The 21,646-nt window shown below is 70.4% G+C and carries 23 protein-coding genes; 10 read left to right on the plus strand and 13 right to left on the minus strand.

Annotated features, from left to right (window positions below):
* Window positions 1–34 precede the first annotated feature (34 nt).
* Window positions 35–1,171 (plus strand): DUF8189 domain-containing protein, encoded by a 1,137-nt coding sequence (locus Apa02nite_RS03045; protein WP_203823714.1) that lies wholly within the window; start codon window positions 35–37, stop codon window positions 1,169–1,171.
* A gap of 70 nt (window positions 1,172–1,241) precedes the next feature.
* Here Apa02nite_RS03045 and Apa02nite_RS03050 read toward each other — a convergent pair whose 3' ends face one another.
* Window positions 1,242–2,015, minus strand: a complete 774-nt coding sequence (locus tag Apa02nite_RS03050) for a glycosyltransferase family 2 protein (protein WP_203823715.1) — start codon at window positions 2,013–2,015, stop codon at window positions 1,242–1,244.
* Window positions 2,016–2,185: 170 nt separating this feature from the next.
* Between Apa02nite_RS03050 and Apa02nite_RS03055 the strand changes: the two genes are divergently transcribed.
* Together Apa02nite_RS03055 and Apa02nite_RS03060 are read left to right on the plus strand one after the other, a co-directional pair.
* Window positions 2,186–2,776 carry a TetR/AcrR family transcriptional regulator gene (locus Apa02nite_RS03055; RefSeq protein ID WP_203823716.1) on the plus strand — a complete coding sequence of 197 codons (591 nt, stop codon included), beginning with the start codon at window positions 2,186–2,188 and terminating at the stop codon, window positions 2,774–2,776.
* An 11-nt stretch (window positions 2,777–2,787) separates the two neighbouring features.
* The gene (locus Apa02nite_RS03060; protein ID WP_203823717.1) at window positions 2,788–4,548 is read left to right on the plus strand and encodes an oleate hydratase; all 1,761 of its coding nucleotides are present in this window, start codon (window positions 2,788–2,790) and stop codon (window positions 4,546–4,548) included.
* A 43-nt stretch (window positions 4,549–4,591) separates the two neighbouring features.
* Here Apa02nite_RS03060 and Apa02nite_RS03065 read toward each other — a convergent pair whose 3' ends face one another.
* Window positions 4,592–5,668, minus strand: a complete 1,077-nt coding sequence (locus tag Apa02nite_RS03065) for an alkene reductase (RefSeq protein ID WP_203823718.1) — start codon at window positions 5,666–5,668, stop codon at window positions 4,592–4,594.
* A 114-nt stretch (window positions 5,669–5,782) separates the two neighbouring features.
* On the opposite strand from Apa02nite_RS03065, the gene Apa02nite_RS03070 reads away from it, so the two are divergent.
* The 4 genes from Apa02nite_RS03070 (at window position 5,783) to Apa02nite_RS03085 (ending at window position 10,293) form a co-directional block, all read left to right on the plus strand.
* On the plus strand, window positions 5,783–6,229 hold the full coding sequence (locus Apa02nite_RS03070; protein WP_203823719.1) for a MarR family winged helix-turn-helix transcriptional regulator: 447 nt from the start codon (window positions 5,783–5,785) through the stop codon (window positions 6,227–6,229).
* Window positions 6,230–6,625: 396 nt separating this feature from the next.
* Window positions 6,626–8,068, plus strand: a complete 1,443-nt coding sequence (locus Apa02nite_RS50845) for a glycosyl hydrolase (RefSeq protein WP_239164079.1) — start codon at window positions 6,626–6,628, stop codon at window positions 8,066–8,068.
* Between the two features lie 73 nt (window positions 8,069–8,141).
* Window positions 8,142–9,161, plus strand: coding sequence for a LacI family DNA-binding transcriptional regulator (locus Apa02nite_RS03080; protein WP_203823720.1), 1,020 nt, complete (start codon window positions 8,142–8,144; stop codon window positions 9,159–9,161).
* 142 nt (window positions 9,162–9,303) lie between these two features.
* A complete protein-coding gene (locus Apa02nite_RS03085; protein ID WP_239164080.1) occupies window positions 9,304–10,293 on the plus strand; it encodes a LacI family DNA-binding transcriptional regulator in 990 nt (329 codons plus the stop codon).
* A gap of 4 nt (window positions 10,294–10,297) precedes the next feature.
* On the opposite strand, the gene Apa02nite_RS03090 is transcribed toward Apa02nite_RS03085, so the two are convergent.
* The 7 genes from Apa02nite_RS03090 to Apa02nite_RS03120 all read right to left on the minus strand — a co-directional run bounded on the left by Apa02nite_RS03090 (window position 10,298) and on the right by Apa02nite_RS03120 (window position 15,961).
* Window positions 10,298–11,425, minus strand: coding sequence for a diguanylate cyclase domain-containing protein (locus Apa02nite_RS03090; protein WP_307871927.1), 1,128 nt, complete (start codon window positions 11,423–11,425; stop codon window positions 10,298–10,300).
* Window positions 11,347–11,901 (minus strand): hypothetical protein, encoded by a 555-nt coding sequence (locus Apa02nite_RS03095; RefSeq protein ID WP_203823723.1) that lies wholly within the window; start codon window positions 11,899–11,901, stop codon window positions 11,347–11,349. Before Apa02nite_RS03095 ends, Apa02nite_RS03090 begins: the two co-directional genes overlap by 79 nt.
* Window positions 11,902–11,955: 54 nt before the next feature.
* Window positions 11,956–12,831 carry a ricin-type beta-trefoil lectin domain protein gene (locus tag Apa02nite_RS03100; RefSeq protein WP_203823724.1) on the minus strand — a complete coding sequence of 292 codons (876 nt, stop codon included), beginning with the start codon at window positions 12,829–12,831 and terminating at the stop codon, window positions 11,956–11,958.
* Between the two features lie 41 nt (window positions 12,832–12,872).
* Window positions 12,873–14,240 (minus strand): ricin-type beta-trefoil lectin domain protein, encoded by a 1,368-nt coding sequence (locus Apa02nite_RS03105; protein WP_203823725.1) that lies wholly within the window; start codon window positions 14,238–14,240, stop codon window positions 12,873–12,875.
* 108 nt (window positions 14,241–14,348) lie between these two features.
* A complete protein-coding gene (locus Apa02nite_RS03110; protein WP_203823726.1) occupies window positions 14,349–14,573 on the minus strand; it encodes a hypothetical protein in 225 nt (74 codons plus the stop codon).
* 36 nt (window positions 14,574–14,609) lie between these two features.
* On the minus strand, window positions 14,610–15,539 hold the full coding sequence (locus Apa02nite_RS03115) for a tetratricopeptide repeat protein (RefSeq protein WP_203823727.1): 930 nt from the start codon (window positions 15,537–15,539) through the stop codon (window positions 14,610–14,612).
* A complete protein-coding gene (locus Apa02nite_RS03120; protein WP_203823728.1) occupies window positions 15,536–15,961 on the minus strand; it encodes a hypothetical protein in 426 nt (141 codons plus the stop codon). The genes Apa02nite_RS03115 and Apa02nite_RS03120 overlap by 4 nt, the downstream gene beginning before the upstream one ends.
* 55 nt (window positions 15,962–16,016) lie before the next feature.
* On the opposite strand from Apa02nite_RS03120, the gene Apa02nite_RS03125 reads away from it, so the two are divergent.
* The gene (locus tag Apa02nite_RS03125; protein ID WP_203823729.1) at window positions 16,017–16,214 is read left to right on the plus strand and encodes a hypothetical protein; all 198 of its coding nucleotides are present in this window, start codon (window positions 16,017–16,019) and stop codon (window positions 16,212–16,214) included.
* A 50-nt stretch (window positions 16,215–16,264) separates the two neighbouring features.
* Here the strand turns inward: Apa02nite_RS03125 and Apa02nite_RS03130 are convergent, their stop codons facing one another.
* The 4 genes from Apa02nite_RS03130 to Apa02nite_RS03145 all read right to left on the minus strand — a co-directional run bounded on the left by Apa02nite_RS03130 (window position 16,265) and on the right by Apa02nite_RS03145 (window position 19,052).
* Complete coding sequence (locus Apa02nite_RS03130; protein WP_203823730.1) at window positions 16,265–16,966, minus strand: WXG100 family type VII secretion target; 702 nt, start codon at window positions 16,964–16,966, stop codon at window positions 16,265–16,267.
* Between the two features lie 7 nt (window positions 16,967–16,973).
* Complete coding sequence (locus tag Apa02nite_RS03135; protein WP_203823731.1) at window positions 16,974–17,294, minus strand: type VII secretion target; 321 nt, start codon at window positions 17,292–17,294, stop codon at window positions 16,974–16,976.
* A gap of 6 nt (window positions 17,295–17,300) precedes the next feature.
* Complete coding sequence (locus Apa02nite_RS03140) at window positions 17,301–17,726, minus strand: YbaB/EbfC family nucleoid-associated protein (protein WP_344572744.1); 426 nt, start codon at window positions 17,724–17,726, stop codon at window positions 17,301–17,303.
* Window positions 17,727–18,038: 312 nt separating this feature from the next.
* Window positions 18,039–19,052, minus strand: coding sequence for an alpha/beta hydrolase (locus Apa02nite_RS03145; RefSeq protein WP_203823733.1), 1,014 nt, complete (start codon window positions 19,050–19,052; stop codon window positions 18,039–18,041).
* Between the two features lie 306 nt (window positions 19,053–19,358).
* Between Apa02nite_RS03145 and Apa02nite_RS03150 the strand changes: the two genes are divergently transcribed.
* Window positions 19,359–19,718: a hypothetical protein gene (locus Apa02nite_RS03150; protein WP_203823734.1), complete on the plus strand. Its 360-nt coding sequence runs from the start codon at window positions 19,359–19,361 to the stop codon at window positions 19,716–19,718.
* A 191-nt stretch (window positions 19,719–19,909) separates the two neighbouring features.
* Window positions 19,910–21,598, plus strand: coding sequence for a BTAD domain-containing putative transcriptional regulator (locus tag Apa02nite_RS03155; protein WP_203823735.1), 1,689 nt, complete (start codon window positions 19,910–19,912; stop codon window positions 21,596–21,598).
* The last annotated feature ends 48 nt before the right edge of the window (window positions 21,599–21,646 follow it).

A 21,646-nucleotide genomic window follows, 5' to 3' on the forward strand; every position in this document is an offset into this window, starting at 1 on the left:
GGCCGGACCGGCCACGATCTCGATCTTCACCACCATGGTCGACCTGGACGCGCCGCTGGCACACGGCGCGGACCTCAACGACCCGATCCAGCTCGCCGCCCTGGGACGCGAACTGGCCACCAACGACCCGCACGAGGTCGGCGCCGAGGGCGACACCCGCGCCATCACCCGCCGGATGGGACGGCTCGAGGACCGCAACACCCAGCTCCTGCTGCCGGCGCCCTTCCCGCTCAACGCACCCATTCCGGTCGGCTCCCCGATCGCGGCCGCCCGCAACCTGGACGGACGGCTGGAGCTTTTCGGGGTCGACGCCGCGGGCAACCTCTGGAACACCCACCAGCGCACCGTCAGCGGGGACCTGGTGGCCTGGACGAAGATCGACCAGGGCTCCGGATGGCAGTCGGTCACCACGGCCGGCAACCGGGACGGGCGCATCGAACTCTTCGCCGTCGACAGCTCGGGCGCCGTCACCCGCCGCTCGCAGACCACGCCCAACAGCAGCACCTACACCCCGCCCCAACCGCTGGACGGCGTCGTCGCCACGGCGGCCGCGGCCACCGACCAATCGGGAAACCTGCATTTGTACGCCAACCTCAGCACCGGGCTCATCCAGCACCGCTGGCAGGACGCACCCGACGGAGGCAGCTGGGGCAATCCCTGGACCCAGCTCGGTGGCGCGGTGACCCGGATGGCGGTCCGGACCGGCAGCGACGGGTGTGCCGTCCTGGTCGGGATCACCGAGGACGGCCAGCTCGTCCAGCGCAAGATGAACCACCCGAACGCCCGGACCGAGGAGGAATGGGGCCCGGTGCTCCCGTTGGACGGTCTGTTCGAGGCCGTCGAGCTGGCCCTGAACATGGACGGGCGGCTCGCCCTGTTCGGCGTCGACGGCGACGGGCGGCTCTACCAGCGTTTCGAGACCACACCGCACAGCGGGAGCTGGGCACCGTGGAAGCTGCTGCCGACGAGGTTCCAGGGGCGGACCCTGCGGATCCGGCACGTCGCCGCGGAGAAGAACGGGGCGCACGGTCGGATGGAACTGCACGCGGTCGACGACAGCGGGATGCTCTACCGCTGCAAGCAGAGCGTCCCCAGCAGCAGCGACTGGGGTGGGGACTGGGGATTGCTGAACTTCCACCTGCGCCCCACCCGCACCCTCACGGGATTGTGACCGCATTTCCACCGCCGTGGAGCCGGAAGATCGGCTCGGTGAGCTTCGCGACGGGCCGATGTCCTGGCCGTCAGGAGGCGAGGGCGTAGGTGGCGTAGTGGTTGTCGCGGCGGCGGCCGTAGATGGTGAAGGTGTCGCGGATGGTGCGGGTGATGCTGGCGGTGCTGACGGTCGAGCCGGCGGTCCGGGCTTCGAGACGGACCGGGGCGGCGTGCAGGTCGGTGATGCCGGCTTCCTTCGCGGCGACGAACAACTCGAGGTCGAAGGCGAAGCGGCGCTCGCGCAGCCGGGGCAGGACCGCGGTGAGCACGTCCCGGCGGATGATCTTGCAGCCGGTCTGGGTGTCGCGGACGCCGAGGCCGAACATCGTGGTGACCAGGGTCGAGTAGCTGATCGAGATGAGCTTGCGCAGGCGGGTGGCGGCGCTGACCGAGTCGGTGTGGCGCTTGTCGGCGTAGACGACCGCGTGGCCGCCGGCGCGGGCGATCATGAGGTAGTCGACCAGGTGCTGGGGGTCGATGTCGCCGTCGGCGTCGACGAACCCGATCCAGGCGCCGGTGGCGGCGGCGAAGCCCTGGTGCAGGGCGGCGCCCTTGCCCTGGTTGATCGGGTTGTCGATGACGGTGACCTCGGCCAGGCCGGTGAGGGTGGCCGCCGAGCCGTCGGTGGAACCGTCGGAGACCGCGATGACCTCGAACGCGACGCCGGCCTGACGCAGGCAGCCGACCAGGCGCTCGACGGTGGGGCGCAGCGCCGGTCCGGGGTTGTAGAACGGCACGACCACGGTCAGCTCGACACCGGTCTGGCGGGCGGCGGGGGCGGTGGCGAGTGCGGTGGCGTTCATGCCCCACCAGATCGGCGGGTCACCTCAAGGCAACCTCTGGCCCCCGTCAAACCCGGTGCAAGAAACCACGCCGGCCCGAAAATGTTCGCAAGGACCAGGCCTTTCGGCCCGTGACCCGGCCCATAAAATGATTAGCCTCATTAATGAGCGAACTCATTGGGAGGACCGCGGTGGATGACGAGGCGACCGGGCGGCGAGCCCGGAACATGCGGGAGAAGCGGGAGCGCATCCTGCGGGCCGCGGCGGAGCTGTTCGCCGCGCACGGGTTCGAGGGGGTAACCACTCAGCAGATCTCCGAGCGCGCGGACATCGCGGCCGGCACGCTCTTCCGCTACGCGGCATCCAAGGGCGAGTTGTTCCTGATGGTGCACAACGAACAGTTGCGCACGGCGATCGCGATCGGCGCCCAGGCCGCGGCGCGCGAGTCCGATCCCGGCCCGGCGGTGATCGCCCAGGTCGAACCGGTGCTGACCCGCGCCCGGGATTCCCGCGGATCCGCCGTCTATCAGCGCGAACTGCTGTTCGGGCCGCCCGGCGAGCGATACCGGGCCGAAGGGCTCGCGCTCGTCGGGGACCTGGAGGAGCGGATCGCGAACCTGCTCGGTGGTGGCCCGGAAGCCACCCGGGCGGCGCGCACGGTCTTCGCGATCCTCAACCTGCTGCTGGTCGAGCCGTGGACCGGAGTGCATCCGGGTTCCGACCCGGTCGAGGAGCTGCGCGCCCAGGTCGCTCAGGTAGTCCGCGGATTCCACACCCTCTGAGGGAGAAGATCATGTATCACAGCAGCGGGAACTACGAGGCGTTCGCCCGGCCGCGCAAACCGGCCGGGGTGGACGACAAGACGGCCTGGTTCGTCGGCGCGGGGCTGTCCTCGCTGGCCGGTGCGGCATTCCTGATCCGGGACGGGCAGATGCCCGGCAACAAGATCACCATCCTGGAGCGGCTCACGCTGCCGGGCGGCGCCCTCGACGGCATCAAGGAACCGGCCCGGGGATTCGTGATCCGCGGCGGCCGCGAGATGGAGGACCACTACGAGTGCCTCTGGGACCTGTTCCGCTCGATCCCCTCACTCGAGGTCGAGGGCGCGTCGGTGCTCGACGAATTCTACTGGCTGAACAAGGACGATCCGAACTACTCGCTGCAGCGGGCCACGGTCAACCGCGGGCAGGACGCCCGCACCGACGGCCTGTTCGGGCTCAGCGCCACGGCGCAGAAAGAGATCATCAAGGTCTTCCTCGCCACCCGCGAGGAGATGGCGGGCAAACGGATCGACGAGGTCTTCGGCCCGGACTTCCTGAGCAGCAACTTCTGGCTGTACTGGCGGACCATGTTCGCCTTCGAGGAGTGGCACGGCGCCCTGGAGATGAAGCTGTACCTGCACCGCTTCATCCACCACATCGGTGGCCTGCCCGATTTCACCGCGTTGAAGTTCACCAAGTACAACCAGTACGAGTCGCTGACCCTGCCGCTCTACACCTGGCTGCTCGAGCAGGGCGTGGTGTTCCACTTCAGCACCGAGATCACCGACGTCGACTTCGACATCACCGCGGACCGCAAGCAGGCGACGCGGCTGCACTGGATCCGCGACGGCGCACCGGGCGGCACCGATCTGGGCCCCGACGACCTGCTGTTCCTGACGATCGGCTCGCTCACCGAGAACTCCGACAACGGCGACCACCACACCCCGGCCCGGCTGAACGACGGCCCGGCACCGGCGTGGGACCTGTGGCGCCGGATCGCCGCCAAGGACCCGTCGTTCGGCCGGCCGGACGTGTTCGGTGCGCACATCCCGCAGACGAAGTGGGAGTCGGCGACGGTCACCACGATCGACGCGCGCATTCCCGCGTACATCGAGAAGATCGCCAAGCGCGATCCGTTCAGCGGCAAGGTGGTCACCGGCGGCATCGTCAGCGTCCGCGACTCCAGCTGGCTGCTGAGCTGGACGGTCAACCGGCAACCGCATTTCAAGGCGCAGAAGCCGACCGAGATCGTGGCCTGGATCTACGCGCTCTTCGCCGACGTTCCCGGCGACTACGTGAAGAAGACGATGCAGGAGTGCACCGGCGAGGAGATCACCAAGGAGTGGCTCTACCACCTGGGCGTACCGGTCGAGCAGATCGACGAGCTGGCCGCGACCGGCGCGCGGACCGTGCCGAGCATGATGCCGTACGTGACCTCGTTCTTCATGCCCCGCGCGACCGGTGACCGGCCCGACGTGGTGCCGGCGGGCTCGGTCAACTTCGCGTTCATCGGTCAGTTCGCCGAGACCGGCCGGGACACGATCTTCACCGTCGAATACTCGGTGCGCACCCCGATGGAGGCCGTCTACCAATTGCTCGGCATCGAGCGGGGTGTGCCCGAGGTGTTCAACTCCACCTATGACGTGCGTACCCTGCTCGCCGCCACCAAGCTGCTCCGCGACGGCCGCGAGTTCACGGTGCCGGGCGGTCCGCTGGGCCGGGCCGTCTACCAGCGCCGGGTGGGCACCAACGAGATCGGCCAGCTGTTGAAGGAGTTCGGCCTGATCCCGTGAGGGCCGACCGGCCTACGCGCAACGCTTTCGCTGCCGCCGACAGCTATTCGACCAACGCCGGGTAGTCCGTGTAGCCCTCGTGGTCCCCGCCGTACGCCTTGGTGTAGTCCGGGGTGTTGAACGGGCCGCCGGTTCGCAGGCGCTCGACGAGGTCGGGGTTGGCCAGGAAGAGGGCGCCGTAGGAGACGAGATCGGTGGCCCCGGCCTCGATCAGCTTGAGCGCCTCCGGCCCGGTGAAGGCCTCCGGGGTGTACGGGTTGAGGATCAGTGTGCCGGTCCACCGCGCACGCAGCTCGGCGGTGAACTCGGTGTCCGGCCCTTCGCCGATGTGCAGGTAGGCCAGGCCGAGCGGGTTGAGCTCGTCGACCAGCGCCCGGTAGGTCGCCCGGTGGTCGTCCTCGACGATGTCGTTGAACGGGTTGGACGGGGAGATCCGCAGGCCGAGGCGGTCGGCCCCGATCGCCGTGGCCACCGAGCGGGCGACCTCGACGGTGAGCCGGATGCGCCCGGTGACCGTCGCGCCCCACTCGTCGTCGCGCTGGTTGGCGTTCGTCGACAGGAACTGGTGCAGCAGGTAGCCGTTGGCCCCGTGCAGCTCGACGCCGTCGAACCCGGCCGCGATCGCGTTGCTCGCGGCCGCGGTGTAGTCGGCGATCGTCCGGGCGATGCCCGCCGCGTCCAAGGGCTCGGGGGTCACGAAGTCGCGCGGCCCCTGTGGCGTGTACGCCTGGCCGGCCGCCCGGACCGCCGACGCGCCGACCGGCACGAGGGTGCCGTCCGTCGCGTAGAGGTCGGGGTGGCCGATCCGGCCGGTGTGCATGAGCTGGGCGAAGATCAGGCCGCCGCGCTCGTGGACGGCCGCGGTGACCTGCCGCCAGGCCGCTACCTGCTCGGCGCTGTGCAGGCCGGGCGTGGTCACGTAGCCCTGGCCGACGGCGGACGGCTGAATGCCCTCGGTGATGATGAGGCCGGCACCGGCCCGCTGGCCGTAGTAGGTCGCCATCAGCGCGGTGGGGCTGGCGCCGTCCCCGTACGCCCGGCTGCGGGTCATCGGGGCCATGACCACCCGGTTGCGGGCGGTGAAGCGACCGACACGGATCGGCTCGAATGCAGTGCTCATGACTAGCCTCCGTCAATTTACCTGTCGTAGACAGCTAGATACTCGCTCGCCGCGACGGGTACCTGCCAGCACTCGTGAGCGGCATCACTTGTCCAAGGCAGGTAAAGTGGCGGCATGAGCGAGGCACCGCGGGCGGCGGCCGCCGGACCGATCAGCCACACGATCTTCCGGCTGGCCCGGAGCCATTCCCTGCTGGCCGGCCGGTTGCTCCGCGAGGTCGGACTGAACCCGGGCCAGGAGATGATCCTGTTCCTGCTGTGGGACCGCGGGCCGATGCGGCTGACGGGGATCGCCGACGAGCTCGGCTTCGGCGACTCGGCAGGCACCACCCGCAAGATCCAGCGCCTCGAACGGGCCGGCTACGTGCGCCGGGTGCCCGATCCCGCCGACGGCCGGGCCACGCTGGTCGAGCCGACCGCGGCCGGCAACAGCGTCCGCCCCCGCATCGAGCAGATCTGGGCCGAGCTGGAACGCCTCACCGTCGCCGGCCTGACCCCGGCCGAGCAGGCCACCACGCTCGCACAGCTGCACCGCCTCGAAGAGAACGTGGCGAAGGCCTGAACCGACTCGGTCGGAATTTCACGGTGACAAGGCTGTCCAGTTTCGCGCCGGCGCCTTCGAGGTGTTCGTAGCGGGCTGACGTCCAGGACCAGCCCCGCCATCGACAACCTTATTTACCGTAAGGCTTGACAGCGCCGGGTCAGAACCGAGTAAGTTACAAGCGAGTTAAGCACAACAATGATCGATGCCAATGGCAGCGCACGCTCTTCTCGCCTACTACATCACTGCTGAGCTGCACAGACTATGGCGAGTCAGCGATCGATCACCATCCCGTGACGATCCATCCGGGCGCCCCACCGAGACGCCACTCAAGCGTCGGATCCGAGGCCTCGCTTACGCGCCCTCCCCCACCATCCCCGTTCGAAAGGCATTTCCACGATGTCGAAGCACCGAAGAGTGTTCGCCCTGATAGCCGCCGGCGCGGCCGCGGTCCTGGGCGCCGGGTTCACCGTCGGCCAGGGCACCGCCTCCGCCGCGACGCCGCCCGCACCGACCGGCGTCACCCGGGCCGATGTGATCACCTACCTCAAGAGCCTCACCGGCAAGAACACCCTCTCCGGCCAGCAGGGTGGTTCCACCGGCAACCCGGCCCAGTGGGTCACCAAGGTGCACGACATCACCGGGCAGTACCCCGGGCTGTTCGGCGGTGACTTCGGGTTCAGCCAGAACGACATCAGCAGCCGCCAGACGATGATCAACCAGGTCAAGACCGAATGGGCCAACGGCACGATCAGCTCGATCACCATGCACGCGTGCCGGCCCGATGTGGCGACGTGCGACTTCGAGGGCGGCTCGAATCCGGTGAAGGGCAGCAAGCTGTCCGCCGCAGAGTGGACGCAGGTCGTCACGAGCGGCACCTCGCTGAACAACGCCTACAAGGCGAAGCTGGACCAGTTCGTCCCGTACTTCCAGCAGCTCAAGGACGCCGGCATCCCGGTGATGTTCCGGCCGCTGCACGAGCTGAACGAGGGCTGGGCCTGGTGGGGCGGCAACGCGAACGCCGCCGCCGGCAGCGCCAAGCTGTTCCAGGTCACCCACGACTACCTGGAGTCCAAGAACCTGAACAACCTCATCTACGTGTGGGCGCCGAAGGACGTCGCGGGCGGCGCGTCGAGCGTCCGGAGCTACTACCCGGGTGACGCGTACGTCGACGTCGTCGCGCTGGACGTCTGGGTGGGCAAGTTCCCGTCCACCGACTGGTACAACGCGCTGGCGGCCATCGCCGGCAGCAGCAAGCCGATGGCGCTGGCCGAGGTCGGCAGCGTGCCCCAGCCCAGCCAGATGAACAGCCAGCCCAAGTGGGTCTTCTGGAGCGTCTGGATGGACTGGCTGACGATGCCGGACTACAACTCCAACGCCTCGATCCAGGCCGGCTACTACGACGCCCGCACGCTCAACCAGGGCGAGGTCCACATCCCCACCGGCAACCAGCCGACGACGCCGCCCACCGGCACCAGAACCGGTGCGATCACCGGCATCGGCGGCAAGTGCGTCGACGTCGCCGCCGCGGGCACCGCCAACGGCACCGCCGTCCAGCTCTACGACTGCAACGGCTCCACCGCGCAACAGTGGACGGTCGGCACCGACGGCACGCTCCGGTCCCTGGGCAAGTGCCTCGACGTCACCGGGCAGGGCACCGCCAACGGCAGCCTGATCCAGCTCTGGGACTGCAACGGCTCCGGCGCCCAGCAGTGGGTCGCGCAGAGCAGCGGCCACCTGCGTAACCCGCAGTCCGGCCGCGACCTCGACGTCCCCGGCGGCAGCACCGCCAACGGCACCCGCCTGCAGATCTGGGACACCAACACCAACGCCTGGCAGGTCTGGCACCTCCCGGCCTGACCACGCTCCGATACGCTCGTCCTGGGTCGCCGCGACCCGCGATCCAGGACGAGCGAAAGCGACCCCACCGAGCGTGAAGAGAGCCACGATCGCGGACATCGCCCGCCTGGCCGGCGTGTCCAAGAGCCAGGTTTCGTACGCGGTGAACGGCCGCCCCGGCGTCGCGGAACCGACCCGGCAGCGGATCCTCGCCATCGCCGAGGAGGCGGGCTTCCGGGCGAACAGCTCCGCGCGTGCCCTGGCCGGCGGGCCGTCCCGGGTCGTCGGGCTCGCCCTGCGGCGACCGGCGCAGACCCTCGCGGTCGAGCCGTTCTTCATGGAGCTGGTCGGTGGCCTGGAGGCCGAGCTGTCCGCCCACGGGTTCACGCTGCTGCTGCAGATGGTCGCCGACGAGCGCGCGGAAACCGCCCTCTACCAGCAGTGGGCCGGCGACCGCCGGGTCGACGGCGTGCTCATCTGCGACACCCGTGTCGACGACGGGCGACCGGCCCTGGTCACCGGGCTCGCCCTGCCGGCGGTCGTGATCGGGCCACCCGTCCCCGGCGGGTCACCACCCAGCGTCTGGTCCGACGACGCCCGGCCGATGACCGAGGCCGTGGCATACCTCGCCGCCCTCGGCCACCGGCGGATCGCCCGGATCGCCGGGCTGCGCGAGCTCGCGCACACCGCGGTCCGCACCGCGGCGTTCGAGCGGATCTGCGCCGAGCGCGGGCTCACCGAGACCATGCTGCGGTGGACCGACTACACCGCCGCGAGCGGCGCCGACGCCACCCGCGAGCTGCTCGCCACCGCGCGACGGCCCACCGCCCTGATCTACGACAACGACATCATGGCGGTCGCCGGGCTGGCCGTGGCGCAGGAGCTGGGCCTCGCCGTACCCATGGATCTGTCCGTGATCGCCTGGGACGACTCGCCGATCTGTGCGCTCGTGCACCCCACGCTGACCGCGCTCGCCCACGACATCGGTGCCTACGGCGCCCAGGCCGCCCGCCGGCTGCTGGGCCTGCTGGCCGGCCAGCCGATCACCACCGGCCCGGCCGAGCCCGCGCACCTCGTCCCGCGCGGCAGCACCGCACCGCCGCCGGCCGGATGACCGCCTGCCTCGTCCCGCGCGGCAGCACCGCGCCGCCGCCGGCCGGATGACCGCCTGCCGGTGGTTACGATGAGGCGCTGACGGCGCACGCCGGCGGAAACAGGGTGCAGATCCGGGGAGAGGCATGGTCCGGCCGGCCACGATGACCGATATCGCCCAGCGCGCCGGTGTGTCCCGCGTGGCCGTCTCGTACGCGCTCAACGACCGCCCCGGCGTGTCGGACGAGCTGCGGGCCCGGATCAAACAGATCGCTCTGGATCTCGGTTTCACCGCCAGCATCTCCGCCCGGGCCATCCACGGCGCAGCCGCCCACGCCATCGGCCTGGTGATGCGCCGGCCCACCCCGGAGCTGAGCGCCGAGGTCTTCCGGCGGGAGCTGATCAGTGGTATCCAGGCCACCCTGGCCGCCGAGGGTTACGGCCTGGCCCTGCAGTTCGCGGACACCGCCGACCAGGAAGTGGCCATCTACCAGGGCTGGGACGCGGAGCGCCGGGTCGACGGCGTCCTGCTCTTCGACCACCGGGTCGACGACCCCCGGCTGCCGGTGCTGTCCACCCTGGACCTGCCGGTGGTGGTCATGGCACCGCCGGAGGCCGCCTATCCGGCCTTCAGCTACGTGTGGTCCGACGAGGCCCCCGCCGCCACGCAGCTCGTCGGCCACCTGCGCGACCGTGGGCACCGCCGCTTCGCCCGGGTCAGCGGCCCGGAGTCGTTGCTGCACACCCAGCGCCGCACCACGGCGATCGCGGTGGCCGCCGAGGCCGCCGGGCTGACCTGGACGACCGTGGCCGCCGACTACACCGGCTCCGCGGGCGCGCGCGCCACCCGCCGGCTGCTCAGCGCCCGGGAGCGCCCGACCGCCGTCGTCTTCGACAACGACCTGATGGCCGTGGCCGCCCTGAGCGTGGCCCGGGAGATGGGCCTGGACGTCCCCGGGCAACTCTCGATCATCGCCGGGGAGGACTCCGTGCTCTGCCGCACCGTCCGGCCGGCGGTGACCGTCCTGCGGCGCGACATCGTCGGCTACGGACGCACCTGCACCACGACCCTGCTGTCGCACATCGCCGACGGGCAACCGTTGAGCAGGCAACTCCCGGACGCGACGCTCGTCCTGCGGGCGTCGTCCCGGTGACTTGTCACCGGGCCATCGCCAAGGCGTACGGGCCGTTCCGGGTCCGCTTCGCCTGATACATCGCGGCGTCGGCCCGGGCGATGAGGTCCTCCGTCCCACCGTCCGGCGACCAGGCGACGCCCACGCTGGCCTCGGGCCGCAGCAGCAGCCCGCCGGCCTCGACGCCACCGGCCCGCAGCGCCGCGAGCAGGTCGGTGCCGATCCGCTCGGCCCGGCCGGCGTCGGGGACGTCGCGGCAGATGACCACGAACTCGTCGCCGCCCAGCCGGCCGACCACGCCCGCGGAGGAGATCGCCAGGCGCAGCCGGGTCGCCACGTCGGCCAGCAGACGGTCGCCGGTCGCGTGCCCGTACCGGTCGTTGACCTGCTTGAAGCCGTTGAGATCGAGGAAGATCACCGCCGTGCCGGAAGTCCGGTCCGCTCCGGTCACCGCGTCTTGCAGTTCGGCCAGCGTCGCGCTCCGGTTCAGGCACCCGGTCAGCGCGTCGAAGGTGGCCCGGTGCCGCAGTTCCTCGCGCAGGCGGACCTCCTCGGTGACATCGGCGAGGCAGATGATCGCGCCGGTCACCGCACCGGCCTCGTCGGTGAGCGCCCGCAGGTTCGCCCGGATCCGGCGCGCGCCCCTGCCCGGCTCGCGGTGGCCGTACTCGAGGTCGATGTCGTCGCCGGAACCGAGCACCGCGACGACGGCATCGTCGACGGACGTACGATCGGCCGGCGCGACCGTGTCGAACCGCGCCCCGCCGAACACCTCGCCGGCCCGCACGCCCATCCGGCGGGCGGCGCGTTCGTTGCGATAGACGATCCGGCGCTCGGTGTCGATCTGCAGGATCGCCTGGGGCAGCGTCTCGGTGAGCCGGCGCATCAGCTGCTCACCGACACGGACTGCCTCCTGGGCGGCCATCTCGTCGGAGATGTCGAGCATCTCGGCGATCACGCCGGGGCGGTCCGGGTCGGTGAGATGGTTGTGGTTGGTGATCTCGAACCACACGGGGTGCCCGTCGCGGTGCAGGTGCCGCAGCCTGATCCGGCGTGCCGCACCCGGCGGCGTGTTCAGCAACTCCATCCAGCCGGCGATCGCCCGGTCGTGGTCCTCGGGATGAACCAGGTCCAGCGAACGCCGGCCGACCAGCCGAGCAGCGGCACCACCTCCGGGCCGGCCTCCGTGATGACCGCGGTCGGATCCTTGTACATCGTGACCAGACGTGGCCGGACCTGGTCGGAGGGCAGGGAGAGGCCCGCCCGGTGGTCCTCCATGCCGCTGAGGACGCAGACGTGCACGCCGAGCCGGTGGGTCATGTCGATGAGGTGCAACCGGACCTGCCGGTCCGGCGCGGCGATCGGCCGGACCAGGTTGTTGGCCACGCCCTCGGCGATCAGCCGGTGCCAGGTGTCGACGGCGATCCGGTGGTCCTCGCCGATCACCAGGCCGAGCGCGGAGGACGGGCCCTCGATCGGCCGCAGGCCGGCAGCGGCCAGTTCCTCCGGCAACGTCGTGAAGAGCCCGGCCGCGTCGATCGCCCCGATGAACGCGCCGGGATACTGCGCCAGGGTGGCGGCCAGCACGCTGTCCCGGCCCGCGGGGTCCATCTTCCGGTCAGCGGCCATACCGTCCCGTATCGGCCGGGAGTGCCCGCGGCTGAGAGCTTCCGGATCGAGTGATCAGGTGGGTAGGCGCCAGACCTGCCACGCGTTGGTGTTGCCGTCATAGATCTGCAGACCGGTTCCGTTGGCGCGTCTGCCGCCGGGTACGTCGAGGTACCGGCCTGACTGCGGGTTGCGCAGGTGAGAGCCGGACTCGATCACCCACGCCTGGCCGCCGGAGCCGTTGCAGTCCCACAGCTGGATCGGCGTACCGTTCGCCGTGCCCTGATCGGTCACGTCGAGGCACTTGCCGAGCGCCCGGATCGTGCCGTCGGCACCGATGGTCCATCGCTGCTGGGGCGATTCATGGCAACCCCACATTTGTACGGGTGTGCCGTTGGCGGTGACGCCACCCGGGACGTCGACGCAGTTGCCACCCACACCGACGATGGGCCCGGTCCGGGGACCCGGCGGGGCGGTGGTGACCACGGTCGGACGTGTGCCCCTCCTGGACGGGTGGGTGCTGGTCGCGGTCACGGACGGGCCGGCGTTGGCCGTGGCGCTCGCGACGAGCGTGGTCACGGCCGCCGGTCCGGGTGACTCCCGGGGCAGCGCGGCGGCGCCGGGCCACGGGGCTGACCTGCCGGTATTCGGCTGCACCAGCCGGACCAGGGCGAACCCGGCCGCAAGGAGCATCGTCACGGCGACGACGGTCAGGGCCAGCGGGCTACGCACCGTGTCGCCGGCCGGCCGGGTCCGGAACGAACGCGGCCGGCCGGCGGCATCGGACACCCGCTCGTCGCCGTCCGGCGGGCGACGGCGACCGGCGTCGTCGGGCCAGTAGTCGGAGATCCGCGGCCAGGCGAACGGCGCCGCCGGGGACGGCGGCCCGGCCACGGTGGTGCGCTCGGGCGGCAGGTAGGGGGCGATGCGTGGTGACTTGACCGGCTCCATCGTGCCTGCCCGAACCTCGCTGTCCTTGCTCTCGAATGCGGTCAGGCCGTGGGCAGGCGGAACCGTTGGAAGAACTCCCACATGAGGGTGTCGGCGCTGATCTCGTGGGTGACCGTGCCGTTGCCGTTGTCGACGGACGTGTCCGGCCAGGTGTGGCCGCCGTTCGCCACCGCGTAGAGCACGACGTCCGCCCCCGCGGTGCAACCGCTGTAGACGGTTTTCACGACGTGCGCGCTGATCGCGGTGACCGTCGGTCCGGTGGTGCAGCCGTTGATCTGAGCCCAGCGCCGCTGCGCAACCGGAACCGAGTAACGCCACAACTCCGTGCCGCCGCCCTGGTACGGATTGGTGGCGTCCTGCTCGCCGTGGAAGGCGATCACCGGCATCGGCCGCACCGGCGCGCACGACTGCGGGTCGGGACGCGAGGTGTCCTGCGGGTCGGGCCGGCCGGCACGCAGCCCGGCGACCGGGGCGATGGCGGCGACGCGGTCGGCACGCTGGCAGGCGAACGCCGACATCATCCGGCCGCCGCCGGAGTAGCCGGTGCCGTAGACCCGGCTCGGGTCGGCACACAGCACCGCGGTGGCGGTGGTGATGACCTGGTCGAGGAAGGCGACGTCGTCGCGCGCACCGGCCGGGACGGTGCCGACACCGGGAACGTTCCAGGCGAAACCGCTGGCCGCGGGAATGTCGCCGGTGGGCGCCACGACCAGGAACTTGCCGGCGTCGGCGGCCGGCTTGATCACGCTGTACTGCAGTTGCTGGCTCCCGGTCATCTGCGTGCCGTGCAGGTCGAGGACCATCGGCAGCCTCGTGGCCGGCGAGGTGCCGGCGGGAACGTAGACGGTGACCTGGTATTGCCGGCCCGCCAGCGTCACCGGGATCTGGTGCTCGCCGGCGCCGACCGACCGCGTGCAGCCGCCAGGGGTGCCGCCCGGCAGCACCCAGTCCTGGTTGGTCTGGGAGTTGCAGGCCCAGACCTGGATCTGCGTGCCGTTGGCGCTGGACTGCCCGGCCGCGTCCAGGCAACGCCCGGTCTCCGGGTTCATCAGACCCTTCGTCGTGGTGTCGTACCGCCACTGCTGGTGGCCGTTGCCGAGGCAGTCCCACAGCTGCACCTTGGTGCCGTTGGCGTTGACGCCGCCACTGACGTCGAGGCACTTGCCGAGGGCACGGATCGTCCCGTCGTCGGCGACGTTCCACTGCTGGGCGGCGGTGCCGTTGCAGTCGTACAACTGAATCTTGGTGCCGTTGGCGGTGCCGCCCGCGGCCACGTCGAGGCACTTGCCCGCCAGCCCGGCAACCGGCCCGGCGACCGCGGCCGAGGCGGGCAGGCTCACTCCTGCCGTCAGCGCAACGGCGGCCGCCACCACCACGGCAACGGCCCCCGCTCGGGAACGAACCTTCATCAACTCTCCTCGCCTGGCCGGAACACCCGACAAAACCTAGAACCGAGTAAGTTACGACGAAGCTAGGCTCAGCACAGACAGATGTCAATGTCGGAGGAGCGGCGGCGGTCACTCGACCAGGTAGTCGCGCCCCAGCAGGAACACCCTGACCTGCGCGAGCAGGTCGGCCGGCAACCGGCTGCCGTCATCGGTCCACCGGGTGCTGTTCAGGTAGGTCACGAAGTCGGCCCGCCCCACCCCGAGCGGAATGATCTCGCCAGGCACGGTGGCGTCCCGGCCGTCGATCGACAGCCGCACCCCGCCGCGAGACGTGCCGACCTGCGTGATTGTCACGGAACCGCGATCAGCGTTCTGCTCCGTCACCCGTGATCAGGCCTTTCCGCGGGTGAGCCGGGCGAGGTTCCTGGTCGCGTCCTGGTCGCCGAGCGCAGCGGCCTTGCGATACCACTCCTGCGCCCCAGCGGGGTCCTTGCGGCCCTCGGACAGCACACCCAGATTGTTCATCGCCCGGGTGTCGCCGTGCTCAGCGGCCGTCCGCATCGACGTCTCCGCCGCCGCGTAGTCGCCGCGTTCCGCCTGCGAGATGCCCAGGTCGAAGGCCGCACCGGGATCGCCCGCCTCGGCGGCCTTCTGGAACCAGTACTCGGCCTGCGTCGCCCGGCCGGCGGCCAGGTCCACCCGGGCCAGGCGGGTCATGGCCGGCACGTACCCGGCGCCCGCCGCCTTCCACAGCCAGTCGGTGGCCTTGCCGGTGTCACCTCGACGACCGGCCACCAGAGCGAGGTTGAACATCGCCGTCACATCGCCGGCCTCCGCCGCGCGGTCCAACCAGAGCGAGGCGGCGTCCAGGTCGCCTTCCTCGACCAGCAGATTCGCCAGGTTGGTGACCGCACCCTGCTGGCCGGCCTCGGCCGCCTGCTGCAGAAGACGCCGCGCCTCCACCCGGTCACCGTCACGCAGCGCGTCGTTGCCGAGGTTGAACGCGGCGTCCGCGTTCCCCGCCTCGGCGGCCCGGCGGTACCAGCTCTCCGACGCCTCGGCGTTTCCGGCCTCGGCCTCCAGCACACCCAGGTTGAACATGGCGCGGTTCTCGCCGTGCTGGGCCGCAGCGGAGAACCACTGCCGGGCCTCATCACGGTGGCCTGAGTCGGAGAGCAGCACGCCGGTGACGAACATCGCCTCCGCCGAGCCGGCCTCGGCGGCACGCCGCAGCAGGTCGTAGGCCTCAGCGTGCTCGCCCCGCTGCGCGTGCTCCAGGGCGAGGCCCACCATCGCCTGCTGGTCGTGCATCTCAGTCATCGAGAACCACTTCTGCTAGGTGCCTGAGGCCCGCGGCTGTACAGGTTTTCTTCCCTGCCGGTCGTGAGATCGATCGCGGTGATGCTCGAGATGTTCGGATTCTTCATGAGGGTCTCGAACTCGGTCTCCCAGACGGCGCCGGGACGAACCTGCTCACCGAGGATCACGTGCACCTCACCACTGACCCCGGCAGCGTAACGCTCGGAGATCCGGGTCCACGATTCGACGATCGCCGGATCGTCCTTGTCCCAGTCCGGCATCTGAAGCTTGCGCTCCTCGATGAGGCCCTCAAGGGTGGTCATGTCGCGATCCCGGGCCATCTGCATCGCCGTGTCCGGCCCGGCGTACTCGAAGGTGTCCGGGTCGGAGCCGGTCTGCGTCCGGCCCGACCAGAACACCGCCTCACCGGGATCGGTCGACACGTCACCGTGGATCGCGTCGTGCGCCAGCTCGGAATCGTCGATCTTGGGACGTCCGGTGGACGAGTCCGTCCCGCCGGTGCTCCCGCTCGGGGCCGGGGTGCCACCGATGTTCGGCCGGCCGCCGTTCGCACTGCCCTCGATGGTGTCCTGGCCCGCGGACACGTGCTCCGGCGCGGACACCGTGGTGCTGTACCGGGGCCGGGAGGTGCCGCCGCCGTTCTCGGTCTCCGGCGTTCCCCCGCCCGACGGGTGAGACGAACCGCCGGCGTGCGGGTGGGTCCTGGGTTTCGCCATCGTCCGCGGTTAACCGTTGAGCAGCTTCGTCAGGTTGGTCAGGCTGGTGATCAGAGCGCTGGTGTAGCTCAGGATCCGCCCGGCCCACTTGACGACCGCCGCGGCGATCTGCGCGGCGATCACCGGCAGGGTGACCACGAAGATCGCCTCCACCGCCCACACGATCACCCGGGCGACCAGGTCGGAGATCAGGTCTCGGACCAGGTCCCGGACGAACGACACCAGATTCCCGGCCGCCTCGGTGGCCGCCGACATCGCCGCGGAGGTGCCGGCCAGCCCGCTGATCGCATCCACGTTGTTGACCATCAACGCCTGATACGCGTCGGCGGCCTGTCCCTGCCAGCCGGGCACATCCGCGCCCAGTCGTGCTTGCAGGTCGTTCGCCATGCCCTGGAGTGCGGACGCCATGTTCATCCAGGTCGCCGCGTGCGAGGCGACCAGGTCCGGCATGCCGGTGAGTTCGTCGAGCATGTGGCGCAGCGGCTCGAAGTACTCCAGCGCCCAGCCGAGGCCGTTCGACAGCAAGGCGCTGAACGGGTCCATCACGCTCGCCGCGACGTCGATACCGAGCCCGGCCCCGGCCAGCACGCCGTCGATCCAGCTTCCGCCGCGGATCGAGTCGACCAGTCCCTGGAAACCGTCGGCCAGCGACGCCCCGGTCCACGCCTGCCGGGACGACTCGACGCCGGCGACCAGCGAGATGTCGGTCATCGCGGGCTCACCCGTCGAGCCGACCGTGGATCGAGATCATCGAGTCGTTGTTCTCGGACTCGGCCGCCTCGTAGCTGTCCGCAGTCTTGTGCAGCCCGTCGGCGACCAACGACAGGTTCTCCTCCACGAACGCGATCAATTCGTCCTGCCGGGTGTGCCGGCCCTCCAGAATCCCCGCGATCCACCCGCACAGCAGCCCGTAGGCGGCGCTGTCGCCGGCGATCTGCGCGCTGGCCCCCTTGACCGCGGCGAACCGGCCACGCAGCGCTTCGATGTTGGCCGCGTGGGCCCGGATCTGCTCGATCTCGACCGCTATCCCGTCAGCCACGACCGATCACCACCGGTGTGGCGACGTGCCGGGGTCGCCGACCGCCGGGTCGGGCGGGGTCAGCTGCTGCTCGACCCGATCGGCGATTTCCCGCGCTGCCACCGACTCGGTGCCGAGCGTGTCCGCGATGATCTCCTTCGACTTCTCAGCGAGCTGTCCCTTGGCCTCCCTGATCGTCGCCATGATCGTGCGGGCGACGACCTCGGGCGCGACCCGCTGGGTGCGCTCTCCCAGCGACAGGTCGACCAGGCTGCCGGAGGAGTCCACGGTGACCTCGACCATCCGGTTGGTGTCGGTGACCGTCACCCGCAGTTCCTGGAGACGATCGCTCATCGTCTGGGTGTCCACAGCCAGCCGATCGATGTTCCCCTTCCACGCCGCCAGATGCTCCCTGGCGCCGTCCGGGTCCAATATGCCGGGCCAGCCTGACATATCGACCCCCTGTGGATATCTCTGGGACAACGTTGCGGCGGAGCCTAACAGCGGCCCACACCGGGCGCCGCCCCCAGTCCGGCCACCCTCTACCGACCCCGCCGAACCGCCCGGTCAAGGCCGCGAGAATGCTGAGCTCCAGATCAGAACGCGCCTTCCGGCGGCAACAACGCAAACAGCCCCTTCTGTACGCCCGGAGCTGCCGAGACGCCCCCGGACTGGCCAGGCGTCAGTGATCCCGCCAGCCCCAATGCATGGTGAGGACGTCAACCACGCACCCATACGGCGCGCCATGGCGCTCAACTTCAGCGATCAAGCTTTCTTCCCGGTTGGACGTTCCTTGGGAGAGACCGCGGCGCCGAAGGCGGTAACAGCGTCGATCACCGCTTCGAAGCGCGGCGAATGGAACAGGTCGAAAGTGTGCTGGCCGTAGGGCAGTTCGAGGACGTGGACCGGGTTCGCGGAGGCCGCGCCCAGACGCTCGGCGAAACCCCGGGCGGTGTCGGCCGGGATCGCCAGGTCGTTGCCGCCGTGCACGATCAGAAACGGTGGCGCGTCCGGGCGCAGGTAGTCATCCGGAGAGGTCGGCACGTCCAGATCCTGGTCCAGCGCACCGAGATAGCCGCCCAGGCAGACGGCGGCGGTCACGCTGGTGTCGGCCTGCTCGAAGCCCGGCTGGAACCGCGGATCACCGGGGGTGAGCGCACACAGCGCGGTCAGGTGCGCGCCCGCCGAACTGCCGGCGACCACCACGGTGGCCGGGTCGCCGCCGTACTCCGGGCCGTGCTCGCGCGCCCAGGCGATCACCCGTTTGGCGTCGCTGAGATGGTCGTGGAACCCGAACTCCGGCTTGAGGCGGTAGTTCGCGCTGATGCACACCCAGCCGCGCGCGGCCAGTTGGTAGAGCAGTGGCAGGGACTGGCTGTCCTTATGACCGGTCGCGTAGTGGCCACCGTGGAAGTGGACGAGCATCGGCGCGCCGGCCGGACCGGACCGATGGCGATAGAGGTCGAGCTGCTGGCGGCGGCCGCCGGGTCCGTAGTCGAGGTTCCGGATGTGCTCGACGTCGCCGCGCCGGCGCAGGAACGGGGTCAGCATGATCCGCGCCCAGGGCCAGCGCCGGTCCGGGGCCGCCAGACCGGCCGCCCGCAGGAAGTCCCGGACGACCGGACGGGCCTGCAGGCCGCGAGCGAACATCACCGCGAGGCCGGCCAGGCAGAACACCGCCACCACGACCAGGACCCAGCCGGCCGGCGAGGTGACGTCCCCACCCACGACGGTCAGCACGGTGGTCAGCAACAGCAGGTAGAACGCCAGCTGGGGCAACTCGTTGAGGACCCGTCCCGCTCAGAGCTCGCGGCCCAGAAGACGACCGGCACCGCGTGTCCACATGCGGACGGCCGGCGCGGAGCGCGTTGAGCGCCGGTATCGCCGGGAGTCACGGCGGAACCTTCACGCCGTACCCCTTGGGGTGGAAGAAGCGAACCAGGCGGCGCACAGCGCGCAGAAGCCACAGGGGGTTTCCGGGGTCGCTACGCCCGGCCTCCGCGCCGACTTCGACCTCCTTCGGGAGCGAGACCGTCAGAACAAGGCGGAGCTTGCGCCCGGGGAGGAGCATGAGGTGTGCTGGTGATGACACGGCCGCGGGGCGGCGAGTGGATGCAGTGGCGGGTCGGCCGGCAGCGCCTCGCCTGGCGTCCGACCCGCCGGGCCGCCCTGCACGAGTACGACCCGTTCGGCATGCGCGAGAACGAGACCGTCGAGACGCTGTCCTGGATCGCCGCCCTGCTCGCCACGATCGTGGTGCTCCCCTGGCGAATCGTGACCAACCGCTGGCCGGTGGTCGCCTACGTGCTCGCCCCGCTCGACGTCGAGGGCCAGCGGCGGCGCACCGCTCCCCTGCCGCGTGCCGAAGCCAGAGCGTTGGTCCGCCAGTGGGCCGCCTACATCGAGCTGCACGGCGAGCCGCCACCCCTGCCTGACCGGCGGTGACGATCACCGGGCTCGGCGTCGGCATCGATGTCTCCGGCCGGCTGACCCGGTGCCAGCATGATCAACGGCGGCAGTTACGAGACGGTTCCGACGGCGGCTCCGGTGCCCCAAATTGACCTATGTGGAGTTGATATAGAGTCTGCCGAAGCATCCGGGCCGGGCGGTGGTCGGTCGACGGGGGAGGTGGCGCGGTGGGTGAACTGCGGCTGCTCGGACCGGTCGAGGTCCGCACACACGACGATTCCGTTCTCACGGGCGAACCCCGATGCCTGGCGGTGCTGGCGGCGCTGGCAGTCGACGCGGGGCGGGTGGTGCCGGTCGCGACCCTGATCGACCGGGTGTGGGGCGAAGACCCGCCGAGGCAGGCTGCGAAGACGCTCGGCACCTACATCACTCGGATCCGGCGCATGCTCGAACAGGCCTTCAGCGACCCGTCGGTGACGGTGGTCAACCATTCGGGTGGCTACCGGTTGACGACCAGAAGCGATCAGGTCGACCTGTTCCGCTTTCGTGACCTGGTCGTTCAGGCCAGGGCGCTGTCGTGCACCCCGCAGACTCGTGTTGCCTTACTGCGGCAGAGTGTGGTGCTGCACCGTGGCAACCCGTTGACCGGGGTGAACGGGGCGTGGGCGACGAGCACCCGCGAGCATCTGACCGGGGAACTGCTGACAGCCAGAGCGGAGTGGGCCGAGGCAGAAGTGGCCGTCGGCAACGCAACCGCGGTGCTGGCGCCGCTCACCACGCTGGTCGACACGAACCCCCTCGTGGAGTCGCTGGTCGTGGCATTGGTGCGAGCGCTGGTCGTCGCCGGCCGCCCGACAGAGGCACTGGAGAGGTGCCGGCTGCACCAACAACGGCTCGCCGACGGCTACGGCACCGATCCGAGCCCGCAACTGATGGCGCTCTACGAGACGGTCCTGCGCGGCGACCGGCAGCCGGTCGCGGCCGCACCGGCGACGCGGTACGAGGTGTCGGGTGCGTGGCCGGTGACCGAGCCGGAGCCTGCTGGCGCCGGTGCCGGCTCGCCCAGCAGCGGCGGATCGCGGTCCGTGATCCCGATGGCCGTCGGGTCCGTTCCCGGCAAGGGTCACCGTTGGGGCCGGCGCCGCGTCATGGTCACCGTCGCGTTGGGTACCGCGCTGGCCATCACGCTCGGCGCCGCCACCATGTTCCGGCCGTCGGATCGCACCGCCGACACTTCCGTCACCGCCGCTCCTTCCTTCACCGCCACAGAGAACTTCTCCGGTACGGCGTTGGCGCCGCAGCAGTGGGCCGCCAATCAGACGCAGCGGGAGAACGGTTCGTCCTGGTCGCCGGGCATGGTGCGCGTCAACGGTGGCGAATTGCAGATCAATGGCATGGGCCGGAACCCGAGCGGCAGGGGCAACGTCGCGGGCGCCGTCTGCTGGTGCCTGGAACGTGGAGTAGTGCGTACCTACGGCGTGTGGGAGATCCGGGCCAAGTTCGACGTCGGCCCCGGGTACGCCCCGGTCATGGGGTTGTATCCGGATGTCCCTGAGGAGACCGCGGGCTGGGGCTTCTTGACGCTGGCGCGCCTCGACGACGGCGAGCGAAGGGTCATGTACCCGGTGGTGCGCGGCGTCGGGGCCGGTCCCGTCGACGGCGCTGCGATGACCGGGGACTTCACCACCTGGAACACCTACTCGATCGAGTGGCGGGCTGATTTCGTCACCATCTCGCTGAATGGCCTGGTCATCCTCGACACCCGGACGTTTTCCGAGCCGGTGACCATTCCGACGGTTCCGATGTTCCTGTACGTGCAAATGGAACCGGGACCCGAGGGCGCCATCCCGGCCCCGAACCACCAGACGCCGAGCCAGGTGACAGCGCATGTGGACTGGGCCCGGTACGCGAGCTGACCGGCTGCGTAACGGCAGGGCGGCGGGTACCGGATCCGGTACCCGCCG

This window comes from Actinoplanes palleronii, from assembly GCF_016862315.1.
GTDB lineage: Bacteria > Actinomycetota > Actinomycetes > Mycobacteriales > Micromonosporaceae > Actinoplanes > Actinoplanes palleronii.

Excerpts from the sequence above, each read along its gene's own strand:
- Apa02nite_RS03065 (WP_203823718.1), bottom strand. The coding sequence starts at position 5,668 with ATGAGCACTGCATTCGAGCCGATCCGTGTCGGTCGCTTCACCGCCCGC.
- Apa02nite_RS03095 (WP_203823723.1), bottom strand. The coding sequence starts at position 11,901 with ATGGCCGCTGACCGGAAGATGGACCCCGCGGGCCGGGACAGCGTGCTG.
- Apa02nite_RS03140 (WP_344572744.1), bottom strand. The coding sequence starts at position 17,726 with ATGTCAGGCTGGCCCGGCATATTGGACCCGGACGGCGCCAGGGAGCAT.
- Apa02nite_RS03085 (WP_239164080.1), top strand. The coding sequence starts at position 9,304 with ATGACCGATATCGCCCAGCGCGCCGGTGTGTCCCGCGTGGCCGTCTCG.
- Apa02nite_RS03100 (WP_203823724.1), bottom strand. The coding sequence starts at position 12,831 with ATGGAGCCGGTCAAGTCACCACGCATCGCCCCCTACCTGCCGCCCGAG.
- Apa02nite_RS03050 (WP_203823715.1), bottom strand. The coding sequence starts at position 2,015 with ATGAACGCCACCGCACTCGCCACCGCCCCCGCCGCCCGCCAGACCGGT.
- Apa02nite_RS03150 (WP_203823734.1), top strand. The coding sequence starts at position 19,359 with ATGACACGGCCGCGGGGCGGCGAGTGGATGCAGTGGCGGGTCGGCCGG.
- Apa02nite_RS03115 (WP_203823727.1), bottom strand. The coding sequence starts at position 15,539 with ATGACTGAGATGCACGACCAGCAGGCGATGGTGGGCCTCGCCCTGGAG.
- Apa02nite_RS03130 (WP_203823730.1), bottom strand. The coding sequence starts at position 16,966 with ATGACCGACATCTCGCTGGTCGCCGGCGTCGAGTCGTCCCGGCAGGCG.
- Apa02nite_RS03045 (WP_203823714.1), top strand. The coding sequence starts at position 35 with ATGGTCGACCTGGACGCGCCGCTGGCACACGGCGCGGACCTCAACGAC.
- Apa02nite_RS03060 (WP_203823717.1), top strand. The coding sequence starts at position 2,788 with ATGTATCACAGCAGCGGGAACTACGAGGCGTTCGCCCGGCCGCGCAAA.
- Apa02nite_RS03070 (WP_203823719.1), top strand. The coding sequence starts at position 5,783 with ATGAGCGAGGCACCGCGGGCGGCGGCCGCCGGACCGATCAGCCACACG.
- Apa02nite_RS03105 (WP_203823725.1), bottom strand. The coding sequence starts at position 14,240 with ATGAAGGTTCGTTCCCGAGCGGGGGCCGTTGCCGTGGTGGTGGCGGCC.